At 61.7% G+C, this 26,468-nt stretch carries 22 protein-coding genes and 1 rRNA gene; 10 read left to right on the top strand and 13 right to left on the bottom strand.

The genetic code is table 11. The features are described 5' to 3' along the window. The 5 genes from rrf to JHD64_RS12940 all read left to right on the top strand — a co-directional run. Nucleotides 1-103, top strand: a 5S ribosomal RNA gene (gene rrf / locus JHD64_RS12960); the annotation flags it as partial. A 154-nt stretch (nt 104-257) separates the two neighbouring features. Continuing rightward, on the top strand, nt 258-1,661 hold the full coding sequence (locus JHD64_RS12955) for a sensor histidine kinase KdpD (protein WP_059287154.1): 1,404 nt from the start codon (nt 258-260) through the stop codon (nt 1,659-1,661). An 82-nt stretch (nt 1,662-1,743) separates the two neighbouring features. Then, complete coding sequence (locus JHD64_RS12950; protein WP_199053488.1) at nt 1,744-2,259, top strand: hypothetical protein; 516 nt, start codon at nt 1,744-1,746, stop codon at nt 2,257-2,259. Then, on the top strand, nt 2,256-3,602 hold the full coding sequence (locus tag JHD64_RS12945; protein WP_199053487.1) for a sigma 54-interacting transcriptional regulator: 1,347 nt from the start codon (nt 2,256-2,258) through the stop codon (nt 3,600-3,602). The genes JHD64_RS12950 and JHD64_RS12945 overlap by 4 nt, the downstream gene beginning before the upstream one ends. A 168-nt stretch (nt 3,603-3,770) precedes the next feature. Beyond that, nucleotides 3,771-4,172, top strand: a complete 402-nt coding sequence (locus JHD64_RS12940; RefSeq protein WP_199053486.1) for a BON domain-containing protein — start codon at nt 3,771-3,773, stop codon at nt 4,170-4,172. Nucleotides 4,173-4,238: 66 nt separating this feature from the next. On the opposite strand, the gene JHD64_RS12935 is transcribed toward JHD64_RS12940, so the two are convergent. Further along, nucleotides 4,239-4,592 (bottom strand): DsrE/DsrF/TusD sulfur relay family protein, encoded by a 354-nt coding sequence (locus tag JHD64_RS12935; protein WP_059287150.1) that lies wholly within the window; start codon nt 4,590-4,592, stop codon nt 4,239-4,241. Nucleotides 4,593-4,881: 289 nt separating this feature from the next. On the opposite strand from JHD64_RS12935, the gene putA reads away from it, so the two are divergent. The 4 genes from putA (at nt 4,882) to JHD64_RS12915 (ending at nt 11,405) form a co-directional block, all read left to right on the top strand. After that, nucleotides 4,882-8,478 carry a trifunctional transcriptional regulator/proline dehydrogenase/L-glutamate gamma-semialdehyde dehydrogenase gene (putA, locus tag JHD64_RS12930; protein WP_199053485.1) on the top strand — a complete coding sequence of 1,199 codons (3,597 nt, stop codon included), beginning with the start codon at nt 4,882-4,884 and terminating at the stop codon, nt 8,476-8,478. Nucleotides 8,479-8,681: 203 nt separating this feature from the next. Continuing rightward, complete coding sequence (locus JHD64_RS12925; RefSeq protein WP_199053484.1) at nt 8,682-9,911, top strand: branched-chain amino acid ABC transporter substrate-binding protein; 1,230 nt, start codon at nt 8,682-8,684, stop codon at nt 9,909-9,911. A gap of 137 nt (nt 9,912-10,048) precedes the next feature. After that, a complete protein-coding gene (locus JHD64_RS12920) occupies nt 10,049-10,792 on the top strand; it encodes a metallophosphoesterase (protein WP_199053483.1) in 744 nt (247 codons plus the stop codon). 253 nt (nt 10,793-11,045) lie between these two features. Then, nucleotides 11,046-11,405: a cysteine-rich CWC family protein gene (locus tag JHD64_RS12915; RefSeq protein ID WP_199053482.1), complete on the top strand. Its 360-nt coding sequence runs from the start codon at nt 11,046-11,048 to the stop codon at nt 11,403-11,405. Between the two features lie 8 nt (nt 11,406-11,413). Here JHD64_RS12915 and JHD64_RS12910 read toward each other — a convergent pair whose 3' ends face one another. Next, on the bottom strand, nt 11,414-12,547 hold the full coding sequence (locus JHD64_RS12910; protein WP_059285051.1) for a M14 family metallopeptidase: 1,134 nt from the start codon (nt 12,545-12,547) through the stop codon (nt 11,414-11,416). Nucleotides 12,548-12,957: 410 nt separating this feature from the next. Here JHD64_RS12910 and JHD64_RS12905 point away from each other — a divergent pair, with 410 nt between their 5' ends. After that, on the top strand, nt 12,958-13,782 hold the full coding sequence (locus JHD64_RS12905) for a response regulator (RefSeq protein WP_059285050.1): 825 nt from the start codon (nt 12,958-12,960) through the stop codon (nt 13,780-13,782). A 65-nt stretch (nt 13,783-13,847) separates the two neighbouring features. On the opposite strand, the gene JHD64_RS12900 is transcribed toward JHD64_RS12905, so the two are convergent. From JHD64_RS12900 to hpaE, 11 genes are all read right to left on the bottom strand, one after another. Further along, nucleotides 13,848-14,786 carry a p-hydroxyphenylacetate 3-hydroxylase reductase component gene (locus JHD64_RS12900; protein WP_110313230.1) on the bottom strand — a complete coding sequence of 313 codons (939 nt, stop codon included), beginning with the start codon at nt 14,784-14,786 and terminating at the stop codon, nt 13,848-13,850. A 36-nt stretch (nt 14,787-14,822) separates the two neighbouring features. Beyond that, nucleotides 14,823-15,989 (bottom strand): p-hydroxyphenylacetate 3-hydroxylase oxygenase component, encoded by a 1,167-nt coding sequence (locus JHD64_RS12895; RefSeq protein ID WP_199053481.1) that lies wholly within the window; start codon nt 15,987-15,989, stop codon nt 14,823-14,825. 313 nt (nt 15,990-16,302) lie between these two features. Further along, the gene (locus tag JHD64_RS12890; protein ID WP_199053480.1) at nt 16,303-17,481 is read right to left on the bottom strand and encodes a porin; all 1,179 of its coding nucleotides are present in this window, start codon (nt 17,479-17,481) and stop codon (nt 16,303-16,305) included. A 104-nt stretch (nt 17,482-17,585) separates the two neighbouring features. Beyond that, complete coding sequence (gene hpaX, locus JHD64_RS12885; RefSeq protein WP_199053479.1) at nt 17,586-18,929, bottom strand: 4-hydroxyphenylacetate permease; 1,344 nt, start codon at nt 18,927-18,929, stop codon at nt 17,586-17,588. A gap of 208 nt (nt 18,930-19,137) precedes the next feature. Further along, a complete protein-coding gene (hpaI, locus tag JHD64_RS12880) occupies nt 19,138-19,938 on the bottom strand; it encodes a 4-hydroxy-2-oxoheptanedioate aldolase (RefSeq protein WP_199053478.1) in 801 nt (266 codons plus the stop codon). A 177-nt stretch (nt 19,939-20,115) separates the two neighbouring features. Further along, nucleotides 20,116-20,919, bottom strand: a complete 804-nt coding sequence (gene hpaH, locus JHD64_RS12875; protein ID WP_199053477.1) for a 2-oxo-hept-4-ene-1,7-dioate hydratase — start codon at nt 20,917-20,919, stop codon at nt 20,116-20,118. Between the two features lie 9 nt (nt 20,920-20,928). Further along, entirely contained in the window at nt 20,929-22,386 is a 1,458-nt protein-coding gene (locus JHD64_RS12870; RefSeq protein ID WP_199053476.1) for an NAD-dependent succinate-semialdehyde dehydrogenase, read from the bottom strand. Further along, on the bottom strand, nt 22,383-23,576 hold the full coding sequence (locus JHD64_RS12865; RefSeq protein ID WP_199053475.1) for a Bcr/CflA family multidrug efflux MFS transporter: 1,194 nt from the start codon (nt 23,574-23,576) through the stop codon (nt 22,383-22,385). The genes JHD64_RS12870 and JHD64_RS12865 overlap by 4 nt, the downstream gene beginning before the upstream one ends. A 12-nt stretch (nt 23,577-23,588) precedes the next feature. Next, nucleotides 23,589-23,969: a 5-carboxymethyl-2-hydroxymuconate Delta-isomerase gene (locus tag JHD64_RS12860; RefSeq protein ID WP_059285042.1), complete on the bottom strand. Its 381-nt coding sequence runs from the start codon at nt 23,967-23,969 to the stop codon at nt 23,589-23,591. Between the two features lie 63 nt (nt 23,970-24,032). Next, nucleotides 24,033-24,881, bottom strand: a complete 849-nt coding sequence (gene hpaD, locus JHD64_RS12855; protein ID WP_103522833.1) for a 3,4-dihydroxyphenylacetate 2,3-dioxygenase — start codon at nt 24,879-24,881, stop codon at nt 24,033-24,035. 109 nt (nt 24,882-24,990) lie between these two features. Further along, nucleotides 24,991-26,451 (bottom strand): 5-carboxymethyl-2-hydroxymuconate semialdehyde dehydrogenase, encoded by a 1,461-nt coding sequence (gene hpaE, locus JHD64_RS12850; RefSeq protein ID WP_199053474.1) that lies wholly within the window; start codon nt 26,449-26,451, stop codon nt 24,991-24,993. Nucleotides 26,452-26,468: the final 17 nt, after the last annotated feature.

Genomic DNA, 26,468 nt, shown 5'->3' with positions numbered 1-26,468 from the left:
AGCGAGGTGGTCCCACGCCTTCCCATCCCGAACAGGACCGTGAAACGCCTTAGCGCCGATGATAGTGTGGCATTCGCCATGTGAAAGTAGGACACCGCCAGACTCCCCTTTGAAAGCCCAGCTCAACAGAGCTGGGCTTTTTGTATTGGGGCTGGCTTCGGGGTTGATGCCCTTCCGCCAGCCATCCCCCTGCCGATTTGTTGTGCTGCCAACTCTGGCGGACAATAGCCCATCCTGTTGTATGCATGAGAGACAAGATGCTATTGCGCCATTTGTCCTTTAAGACCTTGCTGGTTGCCAGCCTGTTTGTGGTGACCCTGATTCCATCCCTGGCGCTGGTGCAAACCTGGTGGCATTTGCAGCAACTTGCCGAGCTGGTTGAGCAAAGCCAGAAACAGGCAGAGGGATTGGCAGAGCTGCAACGCAGCTATGCCGAGCAGAGTGATCTGTTTGAGCGTTCTACCCGTCAGTGGAATGTCCTCCGCGAGGAGGCATTTGCTCGAACAGGGAAGCAGGCGCTGCAGAGTTTGCAGCAGCTGGCCGGGCATTTACAGCAGCTGAATGAAGTCCGCTTGCAGCAGCTGGGTGGCCGTCTGGCTGAATGGTGTGTGAAATCGCGTAGCCTGTTGCAAGGGGCTGCCGGTGCTGCCGAAGCATGGTCGCGTCAATACGAGGAGCTGTCCCGGCTTGGCAATGAACTGGATAGCCAGGTTAAGCGGGTGAGTGCGGCACGTCGCCTGCAGTGGGACGGCAGTTTGCGTGAAAAACGGCAGCAAGCCGACCGGGTGGCGATATTGTCCTTGTGTCTGGCAGTCGTGCTGGGACTATTGCTGGCATGGCTGCTGGTCCGGCCTTTGCAGCAGCTGCGCGACAAGATTGGCCGGCTGGCGCAGGGGCAGCGTGGTCAGCACTGGGATATGTCGGCGCCGGCGGATATCTTGCAACTGGCGGCCGCCTTGCGCGAGCTGGATGGGCGGCTGGCACGGCTGGAACAGGACAAGGCCAACTTTTTCCGACATGTTTCACATGAACTGAAGACACCGCTGGCGGCGATTCAGGAGGCTTCTTCCCTGTTGCATGATCAGATACCCGGCCCCTTATTGCCCTCGCAGCAGGAGATCGTGGGCATAACGCTGTCAAATACCCGTTTGTTGCGGCAACGGGTGGATGCCTTGCTACAGCATGATGCGGCCAATTGGCTGGAGCGGCCGCTGAGCATGGCGGCGCATGATGTGCGTGCGCTGCTGCAGCAGGCGGCAGCCGCCATGCAGCCCTTGTTGCGTCAAAAAAAATTGCAGCTGCAGCTGCCCGAGCAAGCAGTGGTACTGATGGTGGATCAGGAAAAATTCCGAACCATTATTGATAATCTGCTTTCTAACGCCATACGATTTTCTCCTGAAAATGGCCTTATTTCTGTTGAGGCAGGGAGAAGTGCTGATCACTCATGGCTGGTTGTTGCCGATCAGGGCTGCGGCATTGCTGAACAGGAGCGTAGCCTGATATTCCAGCCTTTCTATACCGGGCAAGTTCCTGCCGGCGAATTGCCCGGAAGTGGTATCGGGCTGACCATGGTGAAAACCTTTGCCCAATTGATGGGCGGCGATGTGGAAAGCCTGCCTGCCGCGCAGGGTGCGAGGCTGCGTGTCTGGTGGCCTTCGTGACTAAGCCCTGCTGCCGCCTGTCACAGGGCAGCGCTGCAGTGTTGGCCGCTGTTAAATAACGATTGCAGGGCAGGAAAGCGCAATGATGAAAAGATGGATGAGTGGCATACTGCTGCTGTCTGCGCTGGCCGGCTGCAGCACTCTGGGCCGACCTCCCAGGGATGCAGCCAGTGCGCCGGTGGGGCGCGCATCTGGCAGGATCTGTCATGATGCCGAGGCCGTTCTGGCCGGTGTCCGGCGGGGACGGGAGTCGGCCTTGCCCGGCAAGGATGGCTGCGCCGGCGAGCGCCTGCGCTATGTGGCGCTACAGCTGCTGAATGCCGATGGCCGGCCGGATCTGGCGCGACTGCAGCAGCAACTTGATCTGGTGGCTGTGCAATTGCGTCAGGAGCAGTCTGATGGCCTGGTCGGGCTGGCGACCTTGCTGTCAGCCCAGTTGAGCGAACGGCGGCGGCATGAGGAGGCTGTTGCACGCGCCAATGCGCAATGGCTGGAGCAACAGCGCCGTGCCGATGAACTGGCTGCCAAGCTGGATGCCTTGCGTTTGATCGAACAGTCCATGGCCGACAAGGCCCAGAAAAAGAAGATACAACCATGATGCGAACAGGACGGGTATTGCTGGTTGATGATGATGCCGACTTGCTGCGGCTGCTGAGTTTGCGGCTGGAGGCGGCTGGCTATCTGGTGGACAAGGCGACATCGGCCGAGGCCGCCTTGAGTGCGCTGGCCGTGCGGCGGGCTGATGTGTTGCTGACAGACTGGCGCTTGCCGGGTATGGATGGCATGGCCTTGTTCGAACTGGTGAAGAAGAGTTATCCGGCGCTGCCGGTGATCATGCTGACCGCGCATGGCACGATTCCCGATGCGGTGGAGGCGGTGAGTCGCGGTGTCTTTGGCTATCTGGTCAAACCCTTCGACAGCACTGCCTTGCTGAGCAAGGTGGAGCAGGCCTTGTCGCTGTCCTCACCGGCGGTATCCCAGGCCGGACAGGAATACTGGCGTGCCGAAGTGGTGAGCTGCAGTCCACTGATGGAAGAGTTGCTGGCGGAAGCGCGGCTGATCGCTGCGACCGATGCCAGCGTGCTGATCCGTGGTGAGAGCGGCAGTGGCAAGGAGATTCTGGCACGAGCCCTGCATCGGGCGAGCCCGCGTGCGGCCGGACCCTTCGTGGCGGTCAATTGCGGGGCGATTCCGGACAACTTGCTGGAAAGCGAATTGTTCGGCCACGAAAAGGGGGCGTTTACCGGTGCGGCGACACGACATGATGGCCTGATTGCCCAGGCCGAGGGTGGCACGCTGTTTCTGGATGAAATTGGCGACATGCCACTGGCTTTGCAGGTCAAACTATTGCGCGTGTTGCAGGAGCGTGAGCTGCGGCCTGTGGGCGCCAGCAAGTCGCGTGCGGTGGATGTGCGGGTGATTTCAGCCACCCATCGCGATCTCGAGGCGCTGATCAGCGACGGCCTGTTCCGCGAGGATCTGTTTTACCGGCTGAATGTGGTGGCCCTGCATCTGCCGCCGCTGAGCGAGCGACGGGAGGATATCCCCCTGCTGGCACAGCATTTCCTGACGCAACTGGCAGAGCGCTATGGCAAGGAGGTGGCCGGTTTTGCCCCGGATGCCATGGAGTATCTGTGCAGCCTGCGCTGGTCTGGCAATGTGCGGCAGTTGGCCAATGCGGTTGAACAATGCTGTGTGTTGAACACTTCAGGGCTGATTCCGCTGACTGCCGTGCAGAAGGCGGTTTCCGACGGCATGGCCAGCATTGCCACGCTGGCCGAGGCGAGACGGCAGTTTGAGCGGGATTATCTGGAAAAACTGCTACGGGTCAGCGCCGGTAATGTCAGTGTGGCGGCCCGCATTGCCGATCGTAATCGCACCGAGTTTTATCGCCTGCTGCAAAAGCATGATCTGGTCGCTGCCGCCTTCAAGGACTTCTGAACCGGCAGAGTCTCATCCAACCCCTGTCGCCAATCAGCGACAGGGGTTTTTTCATACAAATCAGCCACTTGGCGCGCAATGGGTCACTTGTTGTCGCCAGTTGGCGACAGATTGGCGGATCTGGCTGGCCTGTTGTTCTGCAAGTTTGTTTCAACTGATTGATTATTAATGGTTTTATTGCGCTGGCATGATGCTTGCAATACATACTGGCGAACAGACCTGTCGGGAGTCATGGCAATGAAAGTAAATCATCTTGGATTAATGCTGTTGGCGCTGTTGCCGATCAATCCGGTTCGGGCCATGGACATGTTGTCCATTGATCCGGTGGCCGAGCATGTGGCGGTGTCGAATATTTCAGCGGATGAAAAAATTGCCTGGGAATTGAATGAAGTGCTGAAACCGCTGGCCGATGGCTCGGGCTCGGTGGTCCGACCGCAGGTCAAGGCGGGGATGGTGAAATTGCTAGGCTCCAGCCCCAGCCGCGATACCGTGCGTCATCTGCTGGAAGTGGCCGCCAATGTGCCGGGCGTGCGCGAAGTCCGCTCCGAAATGCTGATACGTCCGATCTGAATCCTTGTTGCTTGAAGTGAACTGCCCTTTGGCCTGCCTTCCCCCCGAGAGGCAGGCCTTTTTTTATCAGAAGCTGAGCACCTTGTCGGCGGCCAGCGTCCACTCAGCCAGTTCGGGCATGCTGCCAATCTGCACGCCGGGCAACAAGCGTTCTGCCTTCAGGCCGCGCGCATCGGCGCAGCTGCGGCAAACGTGTACCGTGGCACCCAGCGCCATGGCCTCGCTCAACATTTCTCCCAGATTGGGTGGTGTGGCCACTGTCTGCTGGTTGATGGCAGTGCTGACGGCATCGGACAGCAAAAACAGCCGGACTTGGGCTGCCCCGGGCTGGCTTAGCAGGGCAAGGGTCAGCCGCAAGGCGCTGAGCAGGCGCTCGCTGCCGTAGGGGCTGGCATTGACGGTCAATAAAATGGTTTGCATGGGGCTTCCTGTAATCGACTAAAACACTTGCAGGGGCGGGTGGCTGTGGTGCTGGGCCGTTTTCTGACCGGCATGGGGAGCTGACGTTGTGGTCATGCAACAAAGCGGCATGCGCGGTCTGCTGTCGATAATAGGACAAGCAGCTTGATTTTCCTTGATCTGCGGCCAGTCACTGGCGATGTCGCTACAAGAATATTTTATATTGTCGAACAAAGAAAAATGCAATTGTATACAATAGGCAAATCTTAACCGGTACAAACCGGGCTGCGAACAAAATCGGGAGTTTTCCATGCAATTCGAGGTGTTTGCCCTAAACCAGAGCGCTTTGCGCGATGCCATTACATCCGCATACCGCCGTGACGAACAGGAATGTGTGCAAGCCTTGTTGCCGCAAGCTGCCTTGCAGCCGGCCCAGGTCACTGCCACCCAGGCGCTGGCGCGTCGTCTGGTCAGCCAGGTGCGGCATGAGCGTACCCGCTCCAGCGGGGTGGATGCCCTGATGCATGAATTCTCGCTGGACAGTGCCGAAGGCATTGCCCTGATGTGTCTGGCCGAAGCACTGCTGCGTATTCCGGACAAGGAAACCGCCGACAAGCTGATCCGCGACAAGATCTCCCGCGGCGACTGGAAAGCCCACCTGGGCAACAGCTCTTCGCTGTTCGTCAATGCTGCCGCCTGGGGGCTGGTGGTGACTGGCAAGCTGGTTTCCTCGCACAGCGAGCAAGGCCTGTCTGCCGCCATGACCCGGCTGATCGCCAAGGGTGGCGAGCCCTTGATCCGCAAGGGTGTGGACATGTCCATGCGCATGCTGGGCAAGCAGTTTGTCACTGGCGAAACCATCGAACAGGCACTGGAAAACGGCCGTGAGCGCGAAGCACGCGGTTATCGCTTCTCCTACGACATGCTGGGTGAAGCCGCCATGACCGAGGACGATGCCCAGCGTTACATGAAGGACTACGTGATGGCGATTCACGCCATCGGCAAGGAGTCTGCCGGCCGTGGCATTTACGATGGCCCTGGTATTTCGGTGAAGCTGTCGGCCATTCACCCGCGTTACAGCCGCGCCAAGCGTGAACGGGTGATGACCGAGCTGTATGCCCGCCTGAAGGAACTGCTGGTTCTGGCCAAGCAATACAATATCGGCCTGAATATCGATGCCGAAGAAGCCGACCGCATGGAGCTGTCGCTGGACCTGCTGGAACAGCTGGCCTTCGACCCGGACCTGGCTGGCTGGAACGGTATTGGTCTGGTGGTGCAGGCTTACCAGAAGCGCTGTCCCTTCATTATTGATTATCTGGTGGATCTGGCACGCCGTTCCGGTCACCGCTTCATGGTGCGCCTGGTGAAGGGTGCCTATTGGGATGCCGAAATCAAGCGCGCCCAGGTGGATGGCCTGCCGGGCTACCCGGTGTATACCCGCAAGGTGTATACCGACATTTCCTATCTGGCCTGTGCCAAGCGTTTGCTGGCGGCGCAGGATGCCATCTACCCGCAGTTTGCCACCCACAACGCCTACAGCCTGTCGGCCATTTATCAGCTGGGTCAGGGCCTGGATTACGAATTCCAGTGCCTGCACGGTATGGGTGAAACCCTGTACGACCAGGTGGTGGGCAAGGACAATCTGGGCAAGGCCTGCCGTATTTACGCGCCGGTGGGTTCGCACGAAACCCTGCTGGCTTATCTGGTGCGCCGCCTGCTGGAAAACGGTGCCAACAGCTCCTTCGTCAACCGCATCGTCGACGAGAATGTCTCCATCGACGAACTGGTGACCGACCAGGTAGCGGAAGCCGCCAGCCATGCCGGTCAGCCGCATCACAAGATTGCCCTGCCGGTTTCCCTGTATGGCAGTGAACGCCAGAATTCCAAGGGTCTGGATCTGTCCAGCGAACACGTATTGGCCGCGCTGCAAATGGGCCTGCAAGGCTCCGAGCAACAGCAATGGACAGCCTTCCCGCTGCTGGGTGATGCCGATGTCAGCGCAGGCGACAGCCAGCCGGTACGTAATCCGGCCGATCATGCCGACATCGTCGGCCAGGTGATCGAAGCCACGCCGGAACATGTGGAACGCGCCTTGCAACTGGCTGAAGCCGCCGCCGCCCGCTGGGCTAATACCCCGGTTGCCGACCGTGCGGCCTGCTTGAACCGCATGGCCGACCTGATGGAAGACCACATGCCGGCACTGATGGGCCTGGCGGTGCGTGAAGCCGGCAAGACCCTGAGCAATGCCATTGCCGAAGTGCGCGAAGCGGTGGACTTCTGCCGCTACTATGCCGCGCAGATCGTTGCCAATTTCGACAATGCCACCCACCAGCCACTGGGTCCGGTGGTGTGCATCAGCCCGTGGAACTTCCCGCTGGCCATCTTTATTGGCGAAGTGACCGCCTCGCTGGCCGCCGGTAACCCGGTGCTGGCCAAGCCGGCCGAGCAGACCAACCTGATTGCCGCCTATGCCGTGCGTCTGCTGCACGAAGCCGGCGTGCCGCGCGATGTGCTGCAACTGCTGCCGGGCCGTGGCGAGATTGTCGGTGCTGCGCTGACCAGCGATCCGCGCATCCAGGGCGTGATCTTTACCGGCTCCACCGAAGTGGCGCAAATCATCAACCGTACCCTGGCCAAGCGTGGCGAGGACGTGGTACTGGTAGCCGAAACCGGCGGCCAGAACGCCATGATCGTCGACAGCTCGGCACTGCCGGAGCAGGTGGTGACCGATGTACTGAGCTCGGCCTTCGATTCTGCCGGTCAGCGTTGCTCCGCCTTGCGCGTGCTGTATCTGCAAAGCGATATCGCCGACAAGGTGATCGCCATGATCAAGGGCGCCATGGCCGAACTCACCGTGGGCAACCCGGCCAAGCTCAGTACCGATGTCGGCCCGGTAATCGATGCCGAAGCCCAGGCCGGCCTGCTGGCACATATCGACAAGATGAAGCAGCGTGCGCGCTGGTACTACCAGACCCCGCTGACCGAGCAATGCCAGCAAGGGACGTTTGTGCCGCCGACGCTGTTTGAAATCGACAACCTGTCTGATCTCACCCGTGAAGTGTTCGGCCCGGTACTGCATGTGCTGCGCTTTGAAGCCAATGAGCTGGACAAGGTCGTGGCCGAAATCAACAGCACCGGTTACGGCCTGACCCACGGCATTCACAGCCGCATCGACGAAACCATCAACGACATCGTCCGCAAGATCAAGGTGGGCAATGTCTACGTCAACCGCAATATCGTGGGTGCCGTGGTGGGCGTGCAGCCCTTTGGTGGCGAAGGCAAGTCCGGCACCGGTCCCAAGGCTGGCGGCCCGTTCTACCTGTATCGCCTGACCCGTGCCCGCTGGCAGCCCAAGCTGGCCTTGCAGCCGGCGAGCGCCGATCTGGCCGGCCTGGACAAGCTGGCCGGCCTGGCCACCAGCCTGGGCGTGAATGGCCTGGATGCGCGTATCGCGGCCGCTCGCCGTGCCTCGCCGCTGAACCATCAGGTCAGCCTGCCCGGCCCGACCGGGGAAAAGAACACGCTCTGTTTTGCCGCCCGCGGCAAGGTAGGGTGCGTGGCCAGCAGCAGTGCGACGCTGGCCGAGCAACTGGTGGCCGTCATGGCCACCGGTAATCTGGCAGTGCTGGCGGATTCGCCGGCCAATCGCCAACTGGCCAGCGCGCTGGCCGGCCACGTCGAGCTGGTGCAAGACGTGCTGGCCGCCGAGCTGGACGCCGTGCTGTACGAGGGGGATGCCGCCGCCAAGGCGCGCCAGCAACTGGCGCAACGCGATGGCGCGCTGATTCCCCTGCTGCTGGCCGGTGAAGAAGGCTACAACCTGCATCGTCTGGTGGTGGAACGCGCGGTCAGCGTCAACACCACGGCGGCAGGGGGTAATGCCAGCCTGATGAGTATCGGTGACTGATGATTCACCCTCCCGCGACCGCGCCGTGGTTTGGCGAGATTGGTCACAAAGCGGGAGGGATGATGACAATCTGTCAAACGCCACTTGTCATGTGCTGTCGGCATTGGAATAATGCCGCCAGCGTTTCAACTTACAACAAGCTCGCTGCATGAGATCTGTCCGCCACAAGCGGACAGGAGAGACCGAAAGATAGAGGATTCAAGATGCAATTCACCAAGCTGACTACCGTTACCATCGCTGTCGCAGCTGCTCTGGCACTGTCTGCATGTGGCAAAAAAGATGATGCCGCCGCTCCGGCTGGCGCATCCGCTCCGGCTGCTGCCGCTGCTGGTGGCGACACTGTGAAAATCGGCTTTGCCGCGCCGCTGACCGGCCCGCAAGCTCACTACGGTGAGGAATACAAGAACGGCGTGACCCTGGCCATCGAAGATGCCAACGCCGAGAAGCCGACCATCGGTGGCAAGCCGGTGACCTTCGAACTGAGCGCCCAGGATGACCAGGCCGATCCGAAAACCGCTACCCAACTGGCCCAGAAGCTGGTGGACGACAAAGTTTCCGGCATCATCGGTCACTTCAACTCCGGTTGCGCCATCCCGGCCTCCAAGATCTACTCCGATGCCGGCATCCCGATGATCGCCATGGCGACCTCGCCGGTGTTCACCGCACAAGGCTTCAAGAACACCTTCCGCTCCATGACCTCCGACACCCAGCAGGGTAGCGTGATGGGCAAATTCGTGGTGGATACCCTGAAGGCCAAGAAAATCGTCATCGTTGACGACCGTACCGCTTACGGCCAGGGCCTGGCCGACGAATTCGAAAAAGCCGTCAAAGCTTCCGGTGGCGATGTAGCCAAGCGCGAATTCACCAATGACAAGGCAACCGACTTTGCGGCCATCCTGACCTCCATCAAGGGCGTGAACCCGGATGTGGTGTTCTACGGTGGTGCTGATGCCCAGTCCGCCCCGATGGCCAAGCAGATGAAGCGTCTGGGCCTGAAGGCTCCGCTGATTTCCGGCGAAATGACCAAGACCCCGAACTTCCTGCAACTGGCTGGCAAGGACGCCGAAGGCTCCATCGCTTCGCTGGCCGGCCTGCCGCTGGAACAAATGCCCAAGGGCAAGGAATACGCCGACAAGTACAAGGCACGCTTCAAGACCGACGTAGCCACCTACTCGCCGTACGGCTATGACGCCACCCGCGCCCTGATCCAGGCCATGAAGGATGCCAACTCCACCGATCCCAAGGCTTACCTGCCGGTACTGGCCAAGATCAAGTACTCCGGTGTGACTTCCTCCAACTGGACTTACGACGACAAGGGCGACCTGAAAGACGGCGGCATCACCGTGTACAAGGTGGAAGGCGGTCAGTGGAAGGTCATGCAAACCATCGGTGGCGGCGCAGCTGCACCGGCGGCCGCTTCCGCAGCCCAGTAATTCGCGGTATATCGCAATCGCAACGGCGCCGACTCGGCGCCGTTTTTTATTGCCGCTAACGCCAGACTCCTTCCCGCAACAGCCGGCGAGCCGGGCATAATGGATGCCGTATAGCCATCCGATCGGTGTGATTTCGCATGAGTGAGTTGTTTGTCAGCCTGCCGGCCAATCAGCAGGGCAGGGATTTTGTCGTGGGCGATGTCCACGGTTGCTTTAGCGAATTGCGCGCCTTGCTGGAGCAGGTGGTGTTTGACGGCAGCCGTGACCGCCTGTTGTCGGTGGGCGATCTGGTGGATCGCGGCCCGGAGTCGCCCCAGGTGCTGGAATGGCTGGCCAGACCGTGGTTTCACGCCGTGCGTGGCAATCACGAGCAGATGGCGCTGGATTTTGATCTGGCCGATACCGATGCCTGCGAACGCTATCTGCACAACGGCGGCGGCTGGTTTATCTGCCTGGACGAGGCCGACAAGCAGGCTTACCGCGCCGCCTTCGGCAAATTGCCACTGGCCATGGAGCTGCCCAGCCCGCATGGGCTGATCGGCTTGCTGCATGCTGATTGTCCGCAGGACGACTGGAATGCGCTGCGCAAGCAGCTGTCCCTGCCCCAGCCCTGGGGAGAGGAGGGCGGCCGGCTATTGCGACAGATCATGTGGTGCCGGCTGCGCGCCCGCGGCACGCCACGGCAGCCGGTGAAGGGGGTCTGCATGCTGTGCGTCGGACATACTCCACAGCGGGAAGTACGCAGCATCGACAATGTGCGCTATCTGGACACCGGTGGTGTGTATGGCTGCAGCCTGAGCCTGTTGCAGCTGGATAGCTTGCAGATACACAGCATGCCGGTGGCGAACAAGGGCTATTCCAGCGCTGAGCTGAATGGCTGAGTGCAGATTGACCGGTTTAAATCACCATGTCATGCCATGCCGTTGTTATCATGTCGTCTGTATTTCGGGTGCCTGGTCCCGCGTGACGGGTTAGTGCTGTTCCCCTTGTTACAGATTGTGTCTCCATGCGTTTCTCTTCCCGTGTTTCCGGCCTTGCCATGCCGGTCCCCGCCTGTAGTCAGGCCGCCTTCCCCTCATCCTGCCTGCACTGGCCGGCTGGCATGCTGCCACCGCACGACAGCGGGGTGATGGCATGAGCGACACCATTCCTTCTCCCTGCCAGCAGCGCTGCCAGCTGGATGATGCTGGCGAGAGCTGCCTGAGCTGCCGCCGTACCCTCAAGGAAATTGCCGGCTGGCCCGGCTTCAGCGATTTCGAGAAAAAAGCCGTGTGGAAGCGCCTGCTGGCCTTGCCGCCCCAGGGGCAGTGCAAGCAGTGCCCGGCCTGTGGCGACAGTTTTAGCTGTCGTGCCGGCGCTGCGGCAGAGGAGTGCTGGTGTGCCCGGCTGCCGCACATCATGCCGCTGCTGCCCGAGGGCAGCGACTGCCTGTGTCCGGCCTGTCTGCTGCAGGCGATCGCCAGCCAGCCGCCCGCCGCCGACGGGCAAGGCTAGCCGCGTTTTCAGGCGGACAGCAGCTTGCCCGACTTGAAGGCTTGTGCCGTGGCCACCTTGGCCACCGTCATGCCGGCCGTGGCATAGGGATGCAGCTCATGGGCGTACAGCATGCCGCCATGCGCCGAGCTGAGTATGCTGACCTTGTCCTGCAAGGGGTCGATGATTTCCGCCACCGGCTGTCCGGCGGCCACCACATGGCCAGGCGCCACCAGAAAACTCACCACCCCCGGGTGGGGCGCCACCAGGTTTTCCGAGCCCGCCAGTGGCGTGGCCGGATAAGGCAATGCCGGCTGTGCTGGCAGGCTGTCGGCGGCGATCAGGCCGCGAAAACGCAGGAAGTCCAGAATGGCCGCGGCATCCTGCCGTGCCAGCTGCTGGCTGACCTGATGCTGACCGCGCAGCTCCACCGTGACCGACAGACAGGCCATTTCGATGGGCAGCTCCAGCCCATCCTGACGGCACAGCGCTTGCAGTTCCCACCAGGTCTGGCTGCAGGCTTCATCGAAAGGATAATCGCCGGATTCGGTGGCCAGCAGTTGCGCATGCGACTGCAGATAGCGCGCCAGCGGTTCGCATTGTTCCCATAGCGGGGTGCCGGTGTATACGTGCAGGGCGGCGTTGCAGTCGCAATGCAGGTCGAGCACGATGTCGGCGTCGGCAGCCAGCAGCATCAGGTTTTTGCGCAGGCTGACCAGCTCGGTCGGCTCCGCCAGTTGTTGCAGATGCTGGCGGATGGCGGCGCGGATCAGGCGGGTATTGGCCTTGGCATCCGCGCCCAGTTGTTCTTTCACGGCGGCATAGACTGCCGTGGTCAATTGCGGATAGTGGCGGTTGAAATTTTGTCCGCTGGCCAGGTCGAAACGACCCATCTGGTAGCCCTGAATCGACTGCGCATGACCAATCGGATTGGCCTGCGGCACCAGGATGATTTCCCCGACAATTTTCCCCTGTTCCTCCAGTGCGCGCAGTGCCTGTTTCAGTTCCCAGGCAGTCAGCATGCCGGGTAGTTCGTCGGCATGCAGCGAGGCCTGGATATAGGCTTTGCCGGCGCTGCTGCCTGGCTGGCCAAAGTGGAAGCTGGATAGCTGACGCTGCGTGCCCAGGCAGCTGGATGTCAGGGGATGCTGGTGGTGAATCATGCTTGCTCCGTGTTTGCCGCAATAATGTGCTGGCCTGGTGGCCATCAGTCAGCAATGTAGCGCTTTGTCTCGCAGCTGTCTGCATCGGTGCTTGTCGGCACGCTGAACGTGCGCAGCGACCGTGGGCCGTGGCCTTGGGCTGAGGCAGGTTTGCCACAGTACTGACCGGTGCCGGCACTATTTTGCCGCCACCGGCTGGCGCGGCGTAATGATCAGAAACTTCCTATTGTTTGTTAAGAAATAACCCGGATAGTGATGCCGTTCCCCTTTCTAAGCTTAAACAGGCTGCTGTGTGGCCGTGTAGTACAAGCGGGCAGGCCGTTACATGATCTGAAGCTTGCCGGAGGCGGGAGTGTCTGGATAATCAGAAAACAGGTGTCAGTGTCATGTCAAACAATCAAATGCTTTCGATGAGACAGGTCCTCGCCAGCAAACCGCTGGCCGGGGTGTCGGAATCCGGACCTGCTGGCTACGGTCATCAGGCCGAGTCGCAAAATGTGCCAGAAGGCGCGCTGTGGGCCGAGGGTTTGCAGCCGCATGTCCTGGTGGCCGAGGATAATCTGGCCAATCTTTTCCTGCTCAACAGCCAGTTGCAGCGGCTGGGCTGCAAGGTGGTGGCCGTGAGTAACGGGCAGGATGCGCTGGAACAATGGCGGCAGGGGCAGTTCGACTGTCTGCTGACCGATCTGGGCATGCCCCAGCTGGATGGCTTCTGCCTGGTGCAGCAACTGCGCAGCGCCGGTGATCAGCGGCCGGTAATCGGCATTTCTGCCGATCCCAGCGAACAGGACCAGCAGCGGGCGATGGCGGTCGGCTTCAACATACTGCTGACCAAGCCGGTGGCGCTGCCTACCTTGCACACCACCTTGCTGCGTTTCAGCCTGGGCAGCAGCATGCAGCGGCTGCCGGTGTATGCCGGTAGCAGCCTGTCCGCCTTGTTTGATGGCGATGCGCTGCTGATGCGCAAGTTTGTCACCAAGCTGCTGGCCAGCAATGAGCAGGATCTGGCCGAGGCGCAGTCCTTGTTCCACGAGCGGCAACTGGCCGAGCTGGCGCATGTGCTGCACAAGATCAAGGGTGCGGCCAGGCTGATCGATGCCCAGCAAGTGGGGCGGAACTGCGAGCAGCTGGAGAAAGCCTGCAAGGCGGGTAATCTGGAGCAGATCGACATCCTGCTGCAGGACCTGGCCGGCCGCCTGCAGGAACTGGCCCAGCGTTTGCAGCGCATGGTGTAGGCAGGCAATGCAACAAGGGCAGGGCGCCTGGCGTCCTGCCCTTGTCGTGGTTTGCCGCGGCGGGCTTAGCGCTGGCGGATGATGGCGCGCAGGATATTCTTGAGTGCCGCCACTTCCTGTTCGCTGAAACCTGCCAGCATTTCCCTTTGCTGTTGTTCGGCCAGATCGTGCAGCGCCTCGGCCTGGTGCATGCCTTGCGCGGTCAGCTGGTACTGCTGCTGTTGCCGGCAGATCAGCCCCTTGCGTTGCAGCATTTCCATGGCCTGTTCCACTTCGCGCTCCGGCATGTTGACCTCGCCATGCAAGGCCGCTGCCTCCAGCCCGTGTTCCAGCACCAGCAGCATGCGCGCCTCGCTGATGCGCAGGCCGGTTGCCATCTGGCGTGGCTGATAGTGGTGCTGGTAGGCCCGTACCGCCTGGGTCAGCAGGTAATAGATATTGTCGTTCAGCCGCCGCTGCAGCGAATCGCTGGCCGGTGGCGGTGCATCCTTTTTCTGCTGCAGGCTGTGGGGAAAGGCCATGGCATAGCTGCCTTGGTGATACAGCAGCGGGGCGCGGCCAAAATCATCCAGTGCCACCACCTTGCCGATCACGATCCAGTGGTCGCCTCCCTCATGCAGGGCATGGCGCTCGCAGACAAAGCGTGCGGCACAGCCTTCCAGCAGCGGCGCCGCGCCGGCCCCGCTCTGCAAGGTCAGGCCGGCAAATTTGTCCTCGGCCGGCCGGGCAAAGCGGTTGGACAGTTCGATCTGGTCGGCTGCCAGGATATTCACGGCAAAATGACTGGCGTCGCGAAACACCGGGTAGCTGCCGGAGCGCTTGTCTATGCTCCACAGAATGAGCGGCGGGTCGAGCGAAACCGAATTGAAGCTGTTGGCGGTGACGCCAACCTGCTGCCCGTCCGGGCCGCAGGCGGTCATCACGGTGACGCCGGTGGCAAAATTGCCCAGCGCACGGCGGAACAGGCGTGGGTCTCCCACTCCGCCTGATGCTTGGTCTGTCATCCTTGTCTCCTTGTTTTGGCTGGTTGTGGGGTGGCGTCAGACCATGCTCGGGTCGGGTTCCAGCCCCATCAGTTCGCGGCCAAGGATCTGGGCGCAGACATCGTAATCGGTATAAGCGTGGGCGCCGGTCATGTGGGAGTCACGGAACAGCCGTTGCAGCTCGTTGCCTTCCATCCAGCTGGTGGCACCGGCGGCGCTGAACAGGCGGTCCACTGCCTCGATGCACATCTTGACCGCGTAGGCCTGATTGGTGCGCCAGAAGGCCAGTGTTTCCCGGCTGGGGTAGGCATGACGGCGGCCGTGTTCGGCGTGGTCCTGCCAGGTTTTTTCCAGAAAGGCACGGGCAGCGGCCACCTGATGGGTGGATTCGGCCAGGCGCATCAGCGCCGGGGTGGCGGTGCCGACATTGACGCCGGTGTAGGCGCGTACGCGGTTGGCGGTTTTTTCCTTGAAAGCCTGCAGCATGCGTTCGGCAATGCCCAGGCTGATGGCGGCAAAGCCGCTGGCAAAATAGGGGCGATACGGGGTGTAAAAGATGTCGCTGTCCGGATAGAGGCCAAAGCCGCTGGAGCGGCCTTCCATCATGTCCTTGGCGGCTTCGATACGGTGGTTGGGGATGAAGGCATTGCGGATTACCAGGGTCTTGGAGCCGCTGCCCTTCATGCCCATGGCAAACCAGTTGTCGCGGATTTCATAGTCACTGCGCGGCAGCACGCCAAAGCTGTAGACCAGTTCGCCTGCGGCATTCTTGCGGCGCATGCCGACAATGGCCCATTCGGCGTGATCACAACCGCTGCTCCAGCCCATTTCGCCGCTCAGGTACACCCCGCCTTCTGCTTCCTCGATCTGGCTGAAGGGGGCAATGCTGCTGCTGGCGGTGGCATCCGGATTGCTGCCCCATACCTCGTCTTGCAGCTGCTGCGAGAACATGGCCAGCTGATGGCTGTGGGTACACAGCAGACTGAAGGCCCAGGCGGTGCCGCCACAGGCCCCGGCCAGCGCGGCCACGCAGTCGGCAAATTCTGGCAGGGAGATTTCCAGACCGCCGTATTTTTTCGGCTGGAAGGCGCGGTGCATGCCAATGCTTTTCAGCAGGCGGATGTTTTGTTCCGGCACCTGGCGCATGGTTTCGGCCTGATTGGCGTTGGCGGCGATTTCCGGCAGGATGTGCTGCAGCCGGGTCAGCAGTGTGTTCTCACTCATGAATGTCTCCTGTTGCATGTATTTAATTAACAAGTTAAGTATTTGTGCCGTGAGCAATGAAATACGGCAGCCAGCTGGCACTTGCTGTTGTTATCGTCTGACGAGCGTAAAAGCGCGACGTGCTGACTGCATTATGTAGCCCATCCAACAGTCATGAAATACAAGTTTCAGGTTGATTACTGTACTTTTCATGGGTTTGTTCAGCCCCGCACCAAAAGGCAGATGGCGGCAAAAAAACAGCCGCTCGACAAGGAGCGGCTGACAAGGATGGTGCAGCTGAAAGGAGAATCTGCCCATCGGGAGCGGTTTGGATTCAGAAGCTGTGGCGCAGCCCCATGGCCAGGCCGTGTACCGTACTGCCTGCGGGCACTGTGCCAATACTGCTGAAGCCGAAATCATAGGCGGCACTGCCATGGTTCCAGATTTGCGAGTAAATGGCTTTCAGCGTGGTGTGACGCGACAGGTCGTATTCGTAGCCCAGTTCGGCATGGCGTGCGCGCCCGCTATCGCTGGCCGTGCTGCCTTGCAGCTTGCCGGACTCGCCATACTGGCTGATCAGCCGTCCATGGTCGCCAGTACCGATCACCATCTGGGCATACCACACATTCTGGCTGAGGCTGCTGCCCTGATAACTGGCTGCGGCAGTAGGGGTGAGCTGGCCATCGGTGTGGTCAAGCAGCAGGCCGATACGGCTGACCTCACCAAAACGGTAATAGCCGCCCGCGCGCAGGTTCCATACCTGGCGGAACTGGGTTGTGCTGCTGGCAGCATCATCCACACCGGTGTCGATGCGTTCGTAAGCCGAGGTCAAGAGCCACGGCCCGCCACGATAAGTCAGGCCCAGGTCAAACACGCTGGCGGTATGACTGGCACCTGTGGCGCGCGTTTCCACCGCGTCATAGCCCACGGTTGCCGTCAGTCCCTGCCAGCTGGGGCTGGTGTACTGCACGGCATTCTTGCGGCGGGTGTCGAAAGGGCTGGTGCGTACCAGGGTGTTGCCATTGCCGTCGGCCGGGGTGGCGCTGCCATAGCTCTTCAGCAGGCCGTCAGCGGACAGGACATTGCCCAGCTTGCCCAGCAGCGCGCCGGACATGCCAATGCCGGTATTGCCCTGATTGACATCCAGCATGCCGGCCACCACGCGGGTGGGCGGGCTGATCAGGCCGGCCTGTACGCTGCCGGCGGGCGTGGCCAGGCCGACAAAGCTGTCGCGGGTGCCGAAGGTGGCATAGGACGGCGCGCTGTCCAGCCACAGATTGCTTTCCACTTGCCAATAGGCGCTGAGGCCGTTGCCCAGCTCTTCCCGGCCTTTGAAGCCGAGCAGCGAACTGTCCGAACTGATACGGCGCACGCTGCTGCCGGGCTGTCCGTTGGCAGCACCACGGGTGCCTACGGATTCGATGGTTTCGTCCAGCGTGCCGTACAGGGTGACGTCGGCGTGGGCCAGCAGCGGCAGCAGGAACAGGGCTGCCCAAATATATTTGAATTGCATGATATGGCTCCGGTTTGGGCCTGCGTTGCCAATTGTCAGGCGCAGGCCGTCGCGGTGTGCGGCCATCAGGCCGGACACCGTGCAGGTAGGGAAGGGTTAATGTTTTAGTTGCGTGCCGGCTTTTGCAGCGGAATCAGCAGAAACACCAGGGCACCGATCAGCAAGGCGGCTACCGCATACAACAAGCCGCTGGTGAAGCTGTGCGACATGTCTTTCAGCCAGCCCACCACAAAGGAGCTGAGGGCCGAGCCGATATTGCCGGTGGCGTTGATCAGGGCAATGCCCACCGCCTTGGCCTTGTTGGACAGGGTGGTGTCGGGGGTGGTCCAGAATATGGTCATGGCGGTAAAGGAACCGGCCGAGGCCATCACGATGCCAGCCAGCCGTACTACCGGGTCACCGGCATAGGCGGTGAGCAGCCAGCCGGCGGCGGCAAACAGCATGGGCAGCACGGTATGCCATCTGCGCTCCTGGGTGCGGTCGGAACGCGCACCCCACCACAGCATCAGCAAAATGGTGCCCAGTTGCGGAATGGCGGCCAGGATGCCGATGGTGACATTGCTGCTGCCTGCATTGAAGCTTTTGACGATTTGCGGCACCCAGATATTCACCATGCTCAGGGTGTTGACCAGGCAGAAATAGGCAAAGGCGAATTTCAGCACCGTCGGTTGCAGCAGCTCGTGCATTACGCCGGAATGTTGCTGGGCCGGCTGGTGTGCCTCGGCGTCCAGCATGTTTTGCAGGCAGCGCTTTTCTTCCGGGCTGAGCCATTTTGCCTTGGCGGGGGAGTCGTCCAGATAAAACCACACCACCACGCCCAGCACGGCTGAAGGCAGGCCCTCCACCAGAAACAGCCATTGCCAGCCAGCCAGTTGCCAGATGCCGTCCATTTCCAGCAGATAGCCGGATACCACCGAACCCAGCGCGGCCGTGACCGGCATGGCAATCATGAACAGCGCATTGGCACGGGCGCGATAAACACGCGGAAACCACAGCGTGAGGTAGACCAGCATGCCGGGCAGAAAGCCCGCCTCGGTAATCCCCACCAGCGCGCGCAGGATGTACAGGCTGGTGGCGTCATGGGCAAACATGGTGGCGGTGGAGGCAAAGCCCCAGGCCACCATGATGCCGGCCATCCAGCGCCGCGCGCCAATGCGGCTGAGCATGATATTGCTGGGAATGCCGCACAGCACATAGGTGATGTAGAAAACGGTGGCGGCAAAGCCGAACATGGTGGCCGTCAGGTTCAGGCTTTTGGCCATGGTGAGGCCGGCAAAGCCGATATTGATGCGGTCCAGAAAGGAAAATACAAACAGGATGAACAGAAACCAGATCAGGCGTCCGGAGACTTTGCGGATCACCCGCTGTTCTTGTTGCGTATCATGATCAAGCGCCTGCTCTGCAATGGCGGGCGCGGTTTGGCAGGTCGTGGTTTTGTCCAGACTCATGCACATCTCCTCTTTATCGTGCCGGGAGCGTTCCGGCGTGTTGTCCTTTGTCGTGGTGCCTGCTCTTGCTGGCAGATCACCTTGTTGCCTTGCTGCGTTGTGTTATGTGGCGGTGTGGTCCTTTTGGTAGTGGTTAATTGAATATGTTAATTATTGGGTCGCTGCAGGCAGCGTCAGCGGACGACCTGCTGGGCCGTCCGGTGTGGGGTCAGTACACCCCACTTGCGCCGGCCTGCTGGCCGCCGCTCTTGAAGCGACCGGCCAATGCTTCGGCACTGCGTGCCAGCACCGTGCTGTCCACGCCCACGGCGACAAACTGCGCGCCCAGTTCAATGTAGTGGCGGGCCAGTTTTTCGTCGGCCATCAGGATGCCAGCCGCCTTGCCCTGGGTGCGGATGCGGGCAATGGCCTGTTCGATGGCAGCCTGCACCTCCGGGTGGGCAGGCTGGCCGAGATAGCCCATGTCGGCAGACAAATCCGCCGGGCCGATAAACACACCATCCACGCCGGGGGTGGCGGCAATGGCATCCAGATTGGCCAGGCCCTGGCGGGTTTCGATCTGCACCAGCACGCACAGCTCTTGTTCAGCCTGTTTGAGGTAGCCCTCGATGCGGTTCCAGCGCGAGGCGCGGGCAATGGCGCTGCCCACACCGCGAATGCCATGCGGCGGGTAACGGGTGGCGGCCACCGCCAGTGCGGCTTCCTCGGCGCTCTGCACCATGGGCAGCAGCAGGGTTTGCGCGCCGATGTCCAGAATCTGCTTGATGCGTACCGGGTCGTTCCATACCGGCCGTACCACCGGCTGGCTGGGATAGGGGGCGATGGCCTGCAGCTGGCCCAGCATGTCATTCAATTCATTGGGCGCGTGTTCGCCGTCGATCAACAGCCAGTCGAAACCGGCACCGGCCAGCAGCTCGGCGCTATAGGGGCTGGCCAAGCTCAGCCACAGGCCGATTTGTACTTCGCCGTTTTTCAGCGCCGCCTTGAAGCGGTTGGGTGGGTTTTGCATGAGATTCTCCTTGATAGCGGCTAACAACGGCGCAGCGCCGCTGGGCTAGTTATGCAATCTGTCCAGTAACCGCTAACAAAACCGCGTAGCGAACCCGGGCCAAGGCGCGCCGCCGCAGACAGTACCTGGCGTACGGCAAGGCGGCGCAACGCTGGAGCGGGGGTTTTGTTAGCGGGCCTAAACAAAGCGGCAGCTGATGGCACCCAGCGGGCCATAGTCCACATGGAAGGTATCGCCAGCACGCGCCGGCACCGGGCGGGTGAAGGAGCCGCCCAGAATCACCTGACCGGGCTGGAGGCTGACATCAAACGGTGCCAGCTTGTTGGCCAGCCAGGCCACGCCATTGGCCGGATGGTTCAGCACTGCTGCGGCCACGCCGGATTCCTCGATCACCCCGTTGCGGTACATCAGCGCGGAGACCCAGCGCAGGTCCAGTTCGGAAGGCTTGACCGGGCGGCCGCCCATCACCACCCCGGCATTGGCGGCATTGTCGGAAATGGTGTCGAACACCTTGCGCGGGCGGCCGGAAGCGGGGTCGATGGACTGGCTGCGCGCATCGATGATTTCCAGTGCCGGAATGACAAAATCGGTGGCCTGATAGACATCAAACAGGGTGATGTCCGGGCCTTTCAGCTCCTTGCCCAGAATGAAGGCCAGCTCCACTTCCACCCGCGGCACGATGAAGCGGCTGGTGGGGATGTCACTGCCATCCTGGAAGAACATGTCGTCCAGCAGCGTGCCGTAGTCCGGCTCGTTGATTTGCGAGGACATCTGCATGGCGCGCGAGGTCAGGCCGATCTTGTGGCCCTTGATCGTCCGGCCTTCGGCCAGCTTCATCTCCACCCAGCAGCGCTGGATGGCATAGGCGTCCTCGATGGTGATGTCCGGGTAGTCCAGTGAAATCTGGCGGATCTGCTCGCGTTGCTGCTCGGCCTGATGCAGGCGGCGGGCGGTGTCCTGGATGATGTCTTGCGTCAGCATGTGGTCTCCTCAGTTGGCGATGCCGCCAAAGCACAGGTATTTGGTTTCGATGAATTCTTCCAGCCCGGCACGTCCGCCTTCGCGGCCCAGCCCGGATTGCTTGATGCCACCAAACGGGGCCACTTCGGTGGAAATGGCGCCTTCGTTGATGCCGACCATGCCCGCCTCGATGGCTTCTGCCACGCGCCAGCAGCGGCCGATATCGCGGCTGTAGAAGTAGGCGGCCAGGCCGGATTCGCCGTTATTGGCCAGACGGATGGCGTCGGCCTCGTCGTGAAAGCGGATCAGCGGAGCCAGCGGGCCAAAGGTTTCTTCCTGCGCCACCAGCATCTGTTCGGTGACACCGGCCAGTACGGTGGGCTGGAAGAAGTTGCCGCCGCGTGCATGCGCTGCGCCGCCGGTGAGTACCGTCGCCCCCAGGCTGACCGCATTGGCGATGTGGCGCTGCACCTTGGCCACGGCCGCGGGGCTGATCAGCGGGCCTTGCTGCATGCCGGCTTCGCTGGCCGGGCCAACCTGCAGCGCGGCCACGGCAGCGGCGAGTTTGGCGGCAAAGGCGTGGTAGATGCCGTCCTGCACCAGCAAGCGGTTGGCACAGACGCAGGTCTGGCCGCTGTTGCGGAATTTGGCAAACAGCGCGCCCTGCACGGCGGCATCCAGATCGGCATCGTCAAACACGATGAAGGGGGCGTTGCCGCCCAGCTCCAGCCCCAGTTTTTTTACCGTGTCGGCGCATTGGCGCATCAGCAATTTGCCCACGGCAGTGGAGCCGGTGAAGCTGAGCGCGCGCACCAGCGGGCTGCTGGTCAGTTCAGCGCCGATAGTCACGGCGTCGCTGCCGGTCACCACATTGAATACACCGGGTGGCAGGCCAGCCTGCTCGGCCAGCGCCGCCAGTGCCAGTGCGGACAAGGGCGTTTCTGCGGCCGGTTTCAGCACCACCGTGCAGCCTGCCGCCAGCGCCGGGGCTACCTTGCGGGTAATCATGGCGTGCGGGAAATTCCACGGTGTGATGGCGGCCACCACACCCACACCCTGACGGAGGGTGACCAGGCGCTTGTCGGCAAAGGGGCTTGGAATCACCTCGCCATACACCCGTTTGCCTTCCTCGGCAAACCACTCGATATAACTGGCACCGTAGGCGATTTCACCCAGGCTCTCGGCGGGTGGCTTGCCTTGTTCCTGGCTGATCAGGTCGGCCAGTTCCTGCTGGTGTTGCAGGATCAGCGCATGCCAGCGCTGCAGCATGGCGGCACGCTGTTTGGCCGTCAGCTTTTGCCAGGCCGGCAGGGCGGCATGGGCGGCGGCAATGGCGGCACGGGTTTCTGCTGCGCCCAGATCGGCCACCTGGGCCAGCAGTGCGCCGCTGGCCGGGTTATGCACGGCAAACTGTTGTGCGCCGGATAGCCACTGGCCATTGATATAAGCCTGTTCGCGCAGCAGGGAGGAGTGAGAAAGAGTGTTCATGAGGCTTTCCGGGAAAAACGGATCAATTGCAGACTCAGCCAGGCGGACACGCCGCAGGCCATCACCAGCAGACACATGGCACGCGGGCTGCCGTCAAACAGGCTGGCCACCAGCGCACTGGCCAGCATGCCGCAGCCAAACTGGCCGGATACCGCCAGCGCCATCACCGCACCGGCACGGTCGGCGTGCAGTTGCAGCAGCCGCGCCATGGCATTGGGGCCGATGCTGCCGGTCATGCCCACGCTGAACAGCAAGGGCAGCACAGTCAGCCACAGGCTGTGCCCGCCCAGCAGCCACAGTGCCAGCCCGGCCACCGCTACCACGCCGCATTGCCATTGCAACAGGGTGTCGATGCCAAAGCTGGGCAGCAGGCGGCGGTTGAGCAGGCTGAACAGCACGATGGCGACGATATTCAACCCGAACAGATAGCCGTAATGCTGGGGTGCCACGCCAAAGTGCTGGATGTAAACAAAGGGCGAGCCGGTGATGTAGGCGAACATCGCGCCAAAACTCAGGCCCAGCGCCAGGCTGTAGCCCATGGTGGGCAGGTCCAGCAGCAGGTGGCCATAAGCGCGGAAGGCTTTGCCCAGCGTGATGTCGTTGCGGCCACTGGGCGGATGGCTTTCCGGCAGGCGCAGCGCCACCACGCCAAGGCAGATGGCGCCAATCAGCGCCAGCAGCAAAAACAGGCTGCGCCAGCCGGCCAGCAGCAACAGCCAGCCACCCAGCAGCGGGGCCAGCAAGGGCGCGATCATGGTGATCTGCTGCATCAGCGTCAGCACATGGCTGGCCTCGCTCAGCGGAAAGGCATCGCGCACGATGGCGCGTGCCATCACCGTAGCGGCGCCACCGCCCATGGCCTGCAGCACGCGCAGGGCGATCAGCTGTTCTGCCGTTTGCGCCGCAGCGCAAGCCAGGCTGGCGGCCAGATACAGGCTGAGGCCGGTCAGCAATACCGGGCGGCGGCCATAGCGGTCGGACAGCGGGCCGTACAGCAGCATGCCGCCACAGAAACCGGTCAGAAAACCGCCGATGGTCAGCTGGATGCGGGCCACCGGCGCGGCCAGGTCTGTCGCGATGCTGGGCAGGGCAGGCAGATACATGTCGATGGACAGCGGACCAAAGGCCACCAGCACACCGAGTAGCACGATCAGCCGGGCCTGTTGCTGTGGATTGCGTACTGCTTGCATGAAACAGGCGGCCTATCTGAAGCGCTGATGCACATTGTTGTGCTTGTAGCTGAGCTTGGCGTCCAGTTCGCTCAGCTCGAAGGTCAGTGCCAGATAGCGCGCATCAAACAAGGGGGCGAAGTGTTCCTTGATCAGTGCAAACAGGCCCTGGGCGGTGCGCTCCCGTTCTTCAAAAGTGCGGCCATGGCCGATTTTCAGGCTCATGTGGACAAAGGCGTAGTCGGCTTCGCCATCGGCCATGCGCCAGGTGTCCAGCCAGATGGCGCGGCTGCGGATGCCGGCCACCGGATACAGACCGGTGCCAATCAGGTAGGCATGGGCTTTTTCGAACAGACCGGGCAGGTCGGCCTGCTCGCGGATGTTGTCGGTACATTCGACGATAAAGTGCGGCATGGAATCCTCCGGGGAAAAACAGCCAGCCTGCCGGGGCAGGGCTGGCCGTGCGGGATGGCTGGATCAGACCGGCAGTACCACGTTGATCTGGCCGGTGCCGGAGCTGCCAAAGTAAGGCGTGATCACCTCGGCCTTGCCCTGGTATTCGTCCCAGCCCAGTGCGCCCAGCAGCATGGCGGTGTCGTGCATGAAGCCTTCGCCATGGCACTTTTCCGCATACTCCGGCAGCATGGCGCAGAAGGTTTTCCAGTCGCCGCGCTGCCACATGGCCACCACATCGTGGTCGAAGCTTTCCAGGAAGGGGCTCCATACCTTGTGCAGGTATTGCTCGGCCACGCCGTTCTGGGCAAAGCGGTGCGATAGCGAACCGCTGGCCAGAAACGCCACCTTGCCCTCGTACTGTTCTTCCACCGCCTGACGCATGGCCATGCCCAGGCGGGCGCTGTCGGCCAGACTGTGTACCGTGCACATGGCGGACACCGACACCACCTTGAAATGCTGGTCGGGATTCATATAGCGCATCGGCACCAGCGTGCCGTATTCCAGTGCCAGCGTGGTGGCGTCATGGGCGCGGGTATGCACGCCGGCCTTGGTGGCGGCATCGGCCAGCAACTGACCCAGCGCCGGATTACCGGGGTAGGCATAGGGCAGGTTCTTGATGAAGTGCGGCAGTTCGTTGGAGGTGTAGACCCCTTCAAATGCCGGGGCGCAATTGACGTGGTAGCCGGAATTCACCAGCCAGTGGGTGTCGAACACCACAATGGTGTCCACGCCCAGTTCACGGCAGCGGCGGCCGATTTCCTTGTGGCCATCGATGGCGGCCTGACGGCAGCCCTGATGCTGGCCGGGCAATTCGGATAAATACATCGACGGCACGTGCGTGATCTTGGCCGCCAGGGCGAGTTGTCCCATGGTGTGTCTCCTGTGTAGTCGTGAGGGCGGTGGGGCGGATGTGTGTTGTGCCTGCAGGACGGCTGCTCTGCGTCAGCCTGTCCTGCCTCCAGCGCTGTTGTGCTGCTGTTTACACGCCCCAGCGCGGAATATGGTGACTGCCCATCGAGATGCAGACGTTCTTGATTTCGGCAAACACCTCGAAGCTGTACTCGCCACCTTCGCGCCCGGTGCCGGAGGCTTTCACGCCACCAAACGGTTGGCGCAGGTCGCGCACGTTCTGGCTGTTGATGAACACCATGCCGGCCTCGATGCCACGTGCCAGACGGTGGGCCTTGCCGATGTCCTGGGTCCAGATATAGGACGCCAGGCCGTATTCCACATCGTTAGCCAGGCGCAGCGCGTCTGCTTCGTCGTCAAACGGCATCAGGCAGACGACCGGGCCGAAGATTTCTTCCTGGGCAATGCGCATGCGGTTGTCCACATCGGCAAACACCGTGGGCTGGATGAAGTTGCCACGCGCCAGATGGGCGGGCAGGCCAGCCGGGCGTTCCAGACCGCCAGCCACCAGCCGGGCACCTTCTTCCATGCCGATGCGGATGTAACCGGTGACCTTGTCGTAGTGCTGCGGGGTGATCATGGAGCCGACCTGGGTGGTCGGGTCTTGCGGATCACCAACCCGCAGGCGCTTGGCGCGGGCGGCGAATTCCTCGACAAACTTGTCGTACACCGGGCGCTGGATGAAGATGCGGCTGCCAGCGGTGCAGCGTTCGCCATTGAGCGAGAAGATGGTGAACAGCGCGGCATCCAGCGCGCGATCCAGATCGGCATCGGCAAAAATCAGCACCGGCGACTTGCCGCCCAGCTCCATGGAAAACTTCTTCAGCCCGGCATTCTGCATGATGCGCTGGCCGGTGGCGGTACCGCCGGTAAACGACACCGCGCGCACATCCGGGTGGCGCACCAGCGCATCCCCTGCGGTGGCGCCATAGCCCTGCACCACGTTAAACACGCCTGGCGGCACGCCGGCTTCCAGCGCCAGACGGCCCAGCTCGTTTGCCGTGAGCGGCGACAGCTCGGACATCTTCAGCACTGCGGTGTTGCCCAGCGCCAGGCAAGGCGCGGTTTTCCAGGTGGCGGTCATGAACGGGACATTCCACGGCGACACCAGGCCACACACACCTACCGGCTGATACAGCGTGTAGTTGAGCATGCTGTCGTCCACCGGGTAGCTGTGGCCGTTCATGCGGGTGCACACTTCGGCGAAGAAGTCGAAGTTGTGCGAGGCGCGCGGAATCAGCACGTTTTTGGTCTGGTGGATGGGCAGGCCGGTGTCCAGTGTTTCCAGTTCGGCCAGCATCGGCACGTTCTGGTCGATCAGCTCGCCCAGACGACGCATGATTTTGGCGCGCTCTTTGGCCGGGGTGCCCGCCCACTTGGGGAAGGCTTCCTTGGCGGCGGCCACGGCGGCGTTGATTTCGTCGGCACCGCCGGAGGCGACTTCGGTAATCACCTCGCCAGTCGCCGGATTGACGGTTTCAAAGACTTGCTTGCTCTCGACCTCGCGGCCATTGATCCAGTGCTTGATCATCTTGTGTTCTCCTGTGC

This window comes from Aquitalea sp. ASV15, from assembly GCF_016429115.1.
GTDB lineage: Bacteria > Pseudomonadota > Gammaproteobacteria > Burkholderiales > Chromobacteriaceae > Aquitalea > Aquitalea magnusonii.
This window is presented reverse-complemented; position numbering and strand designations above follow the sequence as displayed.